The 6,619-nt window shown below is 54.1% G+C and carries 5 protein-coding genes; 3 read left to right on the forward strand and 2 right to left on the reverse strand.

The features are described 5' to 3' along the window. Positions 1 to 19: 19 nt before the first annotated feature. From pat to IM304_RS19975, 3 genes are all read left to right on the forward strand, one after another. Entirely contained in the window at positions 20 to 2,683 is a 2,664-nt protein-coding gene (gene pat / locus IM304_RS19965) for a protein lysine acetyltransferase (protein ID WP_193355469.1), read from the forward strand. 109 nt (positions 2,684 to 2,792) lie between these two features. Next, the gene (pssA, locus tag IM304_RS19970; RefSeq protein ID WP_148420615.1) at positions 2,793 to 4,148 is read left to right on the forward strand and encodes a CDP-diacylglycerol--serine O-phosphatidyltransferase; all 1,356 of its coding nucleotides are present in this window, start codon (positions 2,793 to 2,795) and stop codon (positions 4,146 to 4,148) included. A 44-nt stretch (positions 4,149 to 4,192) separates the two neighbouring features. After that, the gene (locus tag IM304_RS19975) at positions 4,193 to 4,516 is read left to right on the forward strand and encodes a YfiM family lipoprotein (protein ID WP_193355468.1); all 324 of its coding nucleotides are present in this window, start codon (positions 4,193 to 4,195) and stop codon (positions 4,514 to 4,516) included. Here the strand turns inward: IM304_RS19975 and IM304_RS19980 are convergent. Beyond that, positions 4,513 to 5,820 carry an MFS transporter gene (locus IM304_RS19980; protein ID WP_176609716.1) on the reverse strand — a complete coding sequence of 436 codons (1,308 nt, stop codon included), beginning with the start codon at positions 5,818 to 5,820 and terminating at the stop codon, positions 4,513 to 4,515. The two genes, IM304_RS19975 and IM304_RS19980, sit on opposite strands and share 4 nt — an antisense overlap. Positions 5,821 to 5,970: 150 nt before the next feature. Further along, the gene (locus IM304_RS19985; protein ID WP_193355514.1) at positions 5,971 to 6,423 is read right to left on the reverse strand and encodes a DUF4385 domain-containing protein; all 453 of its coding nucleotides are present in this window, start codon (positions 6,421 to 6,423) and stop codon (positions 5,971 to 5,973) included. Between the last annotated feature and the right edge of the window lie 196 nt (positions 6,424 to 6,619).

Below are 6,619 nucleotides of genomic sequence, written 5' to 3' on the forward strand. Positions count from 1 at the left end.
GCATTCACGGGAGGCCTGCATGAGCCAGAGAGGGTTAGAAGCGCTACTACGTCCGAAATCCATTGCCGTTATTGGCGCTTCAATGAAGCCGGATCGCGCAGGCTATCTGATGATGCGTAACCTGCTGGCAGGCGGGTTTAACGGCCCGGTGATGCCCGTCACCCCTGCCTATAAAGCGGTACAGGGCGTGCTGGCGTGGCCGGACGTGCAAAGTTTACCTTTTGTTCCCGATCTCGCGGTGCTCTGTACGCATGCCAGACGAAACCTCGACCTGCTGGAATCGCTCGGCCAGAAAGGCTGCAAGACCTGTATTATTCTCTCATCGCCTCCTGAACAGCAGCCCGAGCTGCTGGCCTGCGCCAGCCGCTACCAGATGCGCATCCTGGGCCCGAATAGCCTCGGCCTGCTTGCGCCCTGGCAAGGGCTGAATGCCAGTTTTTCCCCGGTTCCGATCCGCAAAGGCAAGCTGGCCTTTATTTCGCAGTCGGCGGCCGTGTCCAATACGATCCTCGACTGGGCGCAACAGCGGGAGATGGGCTTTTCCTACTTCATCGCCCTCGGCGACAGCCTGGATATTGACGTCGATGAGCTGCTGGATTTCCTGGCGCGCGACAGCAAAACCAGCGCTATTCTTCTCTACCTTGAGCACCTGAGCGACGCCCGCCGCTTTGTGTCGGCCTCTCGTAGCGCATCGCGTAATAAACCGATTCTGGTCATCAAAAGCGGCCGTAGTCCTGCGGCCCAGCGCCTGCTGCATTCCCATTCCGGGATGGATCCCGCCTGGGATGCCGCCATCCAGCGCGCCGGTCTGCTGCGGGTACAGGATACGCACGAGCTTTTTTCCGCCGTCGAAACATTAAGCCACATGCGCCCCTTGCGCGGCGAGAAGCTGATGATCGTCAGCAACGGTGCCGCTCCCGCCGCTCTGGCGCTGGACGAGCTGTGGCTGCGCAACGGCAAGCTGGCAACGCTGGGAGAAGAGACGCTTCAGCGTCTGGGTGAGGCACTGCCGGGAAGCGTTGCGCCCGGTAACCCGCTCGATTTACGCGATGATGCCAGCAGTGACCGCTACATAAAGGCGATATCGATTTTGCTCGATAGTCAGGATTTTGATGCACTCATGATTATCCATTCGCCCAGCGCGGTCGCGCCGGGCAGCGAAAGCGCGCGTGCGCTGATCGAGGCCGTCCGAAACCATCCACGCGGCAAATATGTCACCTTACTGACCAACTGGTGCGGCGAGTTCTCCTCGCAGGAAGCGCGACGTCTGTTTAGTGAAGCCGGGTTGCCAACCTATCGTACCCCGGAGGGCACCATTACGGCGTTTATGCATATGGTTGAGTACCGGCGCAACCAGAAGCAGCTGCGTGAAACGCCTGCCCTGCCGGGCAATCTGACGGCAAACTCCGTGGACGTTCACAGGCTGTTGCAGCAGGCCATCGAAGAAGGCGCAACTTCTCTTGATACCCATGAGGTGCAGCCCATTCTTGGCAGCTATGGAATGCAAACCCTGCCAACCTGGATTGCCAGCGATAGCGCTGAGGCGGTGCATATCGCTGAACAGATTGGCTATCCGGTCGCGCTGAAGCTGCGCTCGCCCGATATTCCGCATAAGTCTGATGTTCAGGGCGTGATGCTGTACCTGCGCACCGCGACGGAAGTTCAGCAGGCTGCGGACGCCATTATCGATCGCGTTAAAATGACATGGCCCCAGGCCAGGATCCACGGTCTGCTGGTGCAGAGCATGGCTAACCGTGCGGGAGCGCAGGAACTGCGGGTAGTCGTGGAGCACGATCCGGTTTTTGGTCCGCTCATTATGCTGGGTGAAGGGGGTGTCGAATGGCGTCCAGAAGAGCAGGCGGTGGTCGCTCTCCCGCCGCTTAACATGAACCTGGCGCGTTATCTGATTATTCAGGCTATCAAAAGCAAAAAGATCCGCGGACGAAGCGCCCTGAGGCCGCTTGATATCGCCGGGTTAAGTCAGTTTCTGGTGAAGGTCTCTAACCTGATTGTCGACTGCGCCGAGATCCAGCGCCTGGATATTCACCCGCTCCTCGCCTCCGGGAATGAATTTACTGCCCTGGACGTGACGCTGGATATTGCGCCATTCGTCGGAGACCGGGAAAGCCGTCTCGCCATCCGCCCTTATCCTCTTCAGCTTGAAGAGTGGGTGGAGATGAAAAATGGCGAGAAGGCGCTGTTTCGCCCTATCCTTCCGGAAGATGAGCCGCTGCTGCGGGAATTTATCTCGCAGGTGACAAAGGAAGATTTGTACTATCGCTATTTCAGCGAAATCAACGAATTTACCCACGATGATTTAGCCAATATGACCCAGATCGACTACGATCGAGAAATGGCGTTCGTGGCAGTGCGCCGTTCCGGGCAAAGAGATGAAATACTTGGCGTGACGCGCGCCATTTCCGACCCGGACAACGTGGATGCGGAGTTTGCCGTGCTGGTGCGTTCCGATCTTAAAGGTCTGGGGTTGGGCAGGCGGCTGCTCGAAAAGCTTATTGGCTATACGCGCGATCACGGATTGTTACGCCTGAATGGCATTACTATGCCAAACAATCGGGGCATGGTGACCCTGGCGCGGAAACTTGGTTTTGACGTTGATATCCAGCTGGATGAAGGCATCGTCTCCCTTTCGCTCAGCCTGAATTCCACGGATAAACAGAACTAAGCTGCTGGAAATGTTACCCACTTTTCACGGCACTGGGGTATCATTGTCCGCTTATGTTGTTTGCCTGGTACAGACAACCCTTCAATGAACAGAGAAGAAACGCACTGTGATGTTGTCAAAATTTAAGCGTAACAAACATCAACAACACCTTGCTCAACTACCGAAGATTTCTCAGTCAGTTGATGATGTAGAGTTCTTTTATGCTCCCGCTCGCTTCCGGGAGACGCTTCTGGAAAAGATTGCCAGCGCGACGCGACGCATCTGCATTGTGGCGCTCTATCTTGAACAGGATGAAGGTGGGCGCGCGATCCTGAACGCGCTCTATGAAGCGAAACGTCAGCGTCCGGAACTGGACGTTCGCGTGCTGGTTGACTGGCACCGTGCGCAGCGTGGCCGTATTGGCGCGGCTGCTTCAAACACAAACGCTGACTGGTATTGCCGCACGGCCCAGGAAAACCCGGGTATTGATATCCCGGTGTATGGCGTGCCGGTGAATACCCGTGAAGCGCTTGGCGTACTCCATTTCAAAGGATTTATCATTGATGACAGCGTCCTCTACAGCGGCGCCAGCCTGAATGATGTTTACCTCCATCAGCTCGATAAATACCGTTACGATCGCTACCATCTAATCCGCAATCCGCAGATGGCTGACATCATGTTTAACTGGGTTGATAAAAACCTGGTGCATGGACGCGGTGTTAACCGCCTTGACGATCCTCATCGCCCTAAAAGCCCGGAAATCAAAAATGAGGTTCGTTCCTTCCGTCAGGAGCTGCGCGACGCGGTTTATCGCTTCCAGGGTGATGCCAACAACGAAGAGCTGTCCGTTACGCCGCTGGTAGGGTTAGGAAAATCCAGCCTGCTGAACAAGACTATCTTCCATTTGATGCCGTGCGCGGAGCACAAGCTCACTATCTGCACGCCGTACTTCAACCTTCCCGCCGTTCTGGTGCGTAATATCATTCAGCTGCTGCGTGATGGTAAAAAGGTAGAAATCATCGTCGGGGATAAAACGGCAAATGACTTCTTTATTCCGGAAGATCAGCCTTTCAAGATTATCGGCGCACTACCCTATCTTTATGAGATCAACCTGCGTCGTTTCCTGAGCCGCTTGCAGTACTATGTGAACACCGACCAGCTGGTTGTACGTCTCTGGAAAGACGAAGACAACAGCTACCACCTCAAGGGGATGTGGGTTGATGATGAGTGGATGCTGCTGACCGGTAATAACCTGAACCCGCGCGCCTGGCGTCTGGATCTGGAAAATGCCATTCTTATTCACGATCCTCAGCATGCGCTGGCCGCGAAACGCGATCGTGAGCTGGAGCTTATACGCACCCATACTACCGTTGTTCGTCACTATCGCGATCTGCAAAGCATCGCTGACTATCCGGTTAAGGTCCGTAAGCTGATACGCCGTCTGCGCCGGATCCGTATCGATCGCCTCATCAGCCGCATTCTGTAATATACGGGCCCTGTCAACGACGGGGCTTTTTTATGGAGCCTGTTATGCGTATCCCTCTCCTGTTAATTCCCCTTTGCCTGACCGGCTGTAGCCATATGGCCAATGATAACTGGTCAGGTCAGGATAAAGCTCAACACTTTCTGGCCTCTGCAATGTTGTCCGCAGCGGGCAATGAGTATGCGCAGCATCAGGGATATAGCCGGGATCGAAGTGCCGCAATTGGCCTGATGTTCTCTGTAAGCCTGGGGGCATCGAAAGAAATATGGGACAGCCGACCCTCGGGAAGCGGCTGGAGCTGGAAAGATTTCGCCTGGGACGTAGCCGGTGCAACAACCGGCTACGCCGTCTGGCAGATGGCGCATTATTAAAGGCGAATACCTTTTCCTTTGCGATGCAGCATCAGCGAGACAATGAATGCCAGCGCCCCCATTACGGTGACATACCAGAAGAAGGTTGTTTCACTGCCCCATGACTTAAGCGAAAGCGCGACGTACTCAGCCGATCCGCCGAACAGGGCGTTAGCGACTGCGTAAGAGAGCCCAACGCCTAGCGCCCTCACCTGTGCCGGAAACATCTCTGCTTTCAAAATACCGCTAATTGCCGTGTAAAAACTGATAATAATCAGTGCCACCATAATCAGCGCAAAAGCGACATACGGAGAGGTGGTATGCTGGAGGGCGGTAAGAAGCGGAACGGTGCCGAGGGTAAGCAAGCCGCCAAAGATGAGCATTGACGTGCGGCGACCTATTTTGTCCGACAGCGCACCCACAATCGGCTGGATCAGCATAAAGACAAGTAACGCCACCGTCATGATGACGCTCGCAACGTTGGCATGCATGCCCGTTGTGTTAACGAGATATTTTTGCATGTAGGTGGTGAAGGTATAGAAGCTCAACGAGCCTGCAGCGGTAAAACCTAATACCATCAAAAATGCTTTGCGGTTTCGCCAGAGGCCTTTCATCGAACCGGCTTCTTTCAGCGCCCTGACCTCCTGTTGAGAGGTTTCATCAAGCTGACGGCGTAACCATAGCGCCACGACCGCCAGGGCAGCCCCCATAGCAAACGGGATACGCCAGCCCCAGGCGCGTAAATCTTCATCGCTAAGGATCTGTTGAAGGATCACCACAACCAGTAACGCCAGCAGCTGCCCGCCAATGAGGGTCACATACTGGAAGGACGCATAGAAACCTTTTCGTCCTTCTACGGCCACTTCACTCATGTATGTCGCACTGGTGCCGTATTCTCCACCGACTGAAAGCCCCTGGAACAGACGGGCCAATAGCAGCAGCGCGGGTGCCCATGTTCCGATAACGTCATACCCTGGCAAGCAGGCAATTACCAGCGAGCCGACGCACATCATACAGACAGAGATAAGCATGGAGGTCTTGCGCCCTTTTCTGTCCGCGATCCTGCCGAACAGCCATCCACCAATAGGACGCATCAGGAACCCGGCAGCAAAAACGCCAGCGGTTTGCAGAAGCTGAGTAGTGGTATTCCCGGACGGGAAAAAGATATGCGCGAAGTAGAGCGAGCAGAATGAATAGACGTAAAAATCAAACCATTCTACCAGGTTCCCCGATGAGGCCCCAACGATTGCCCAAACCCGACGGCGAGTATCCTTGTCTGCTAAATTTGTATTATCCGTATCTGCACTGGCTACGGTTTCTGTCATTTTAAATCCCCTGTATCACATTGCGGGCCATTGCCCACAAACAGTAAAATCGGATTTAAAACGAATCGTTAGGTAAATAAAATGTTTCTAATATGTTTCATTGCGTTTTGTGAAGTCGATCAGGTATCGAATTATTAGCGAACGTAGTAATTAGCCCCACGCCTGCTGGTGCGCCTTCTTTCGCTGTAAATAATCTTCATCCGCCCGAATCTTATCCCACCAGGTTTTGAATACCGCAGCGGCTTCAGCTTTTACAGGATCGTGGTCGAGGGGCTTGACCTGGCGTTTCTCATCATACTTTTTACCGCCTTTATGATTTGCATATCGCCGGGCGCGCGTGTAGCCCATTTGAATGAATTTACGCGCCATATCCATACCCACAAAATCATTTTGCTGACGGTATTCTTCAAACAGGGCATATATCGCTTTTGCCGAGCGCGCTGCGACTTCAGCATTTTTGTAGCGCCAGTGCGGAAGGATTTCGCTTTTATAAGGTTCGACCATCAATACGCCCTGTTCACCCCGACCTACCTGATACAGTTCGGGATGCTCGCGAAAATTAATGGTGGCAAAATCTTGTTGGTAATCAAAGGGACGTGTCAAAGCGGCACCATTGTTAAGAATCGTTTTAACAATTGTAGACACGGTCAGGCTGTGCCGCCACCCGGCACTTTCTCGTGCGCAAAGCAAAAAACCCCGCACCTTACGGTACGGGGTTCTTCTAATTGATGCCTGGCAGTTCCCTACTCTCACATGGGGAGACCCCACACTACCATCGGCGCTACGGCGTTTCACTTCT

The organism is Enterobacter cloacae complex sp. P40C2 (assembly GCF_014930695.1).
GTDB lineage: Bacteria > Pseudomonadota > Gammaproteobacteria > Enterobacterales > Enterobacteriaceae > Enterobacter > Enterobacter pasteurii.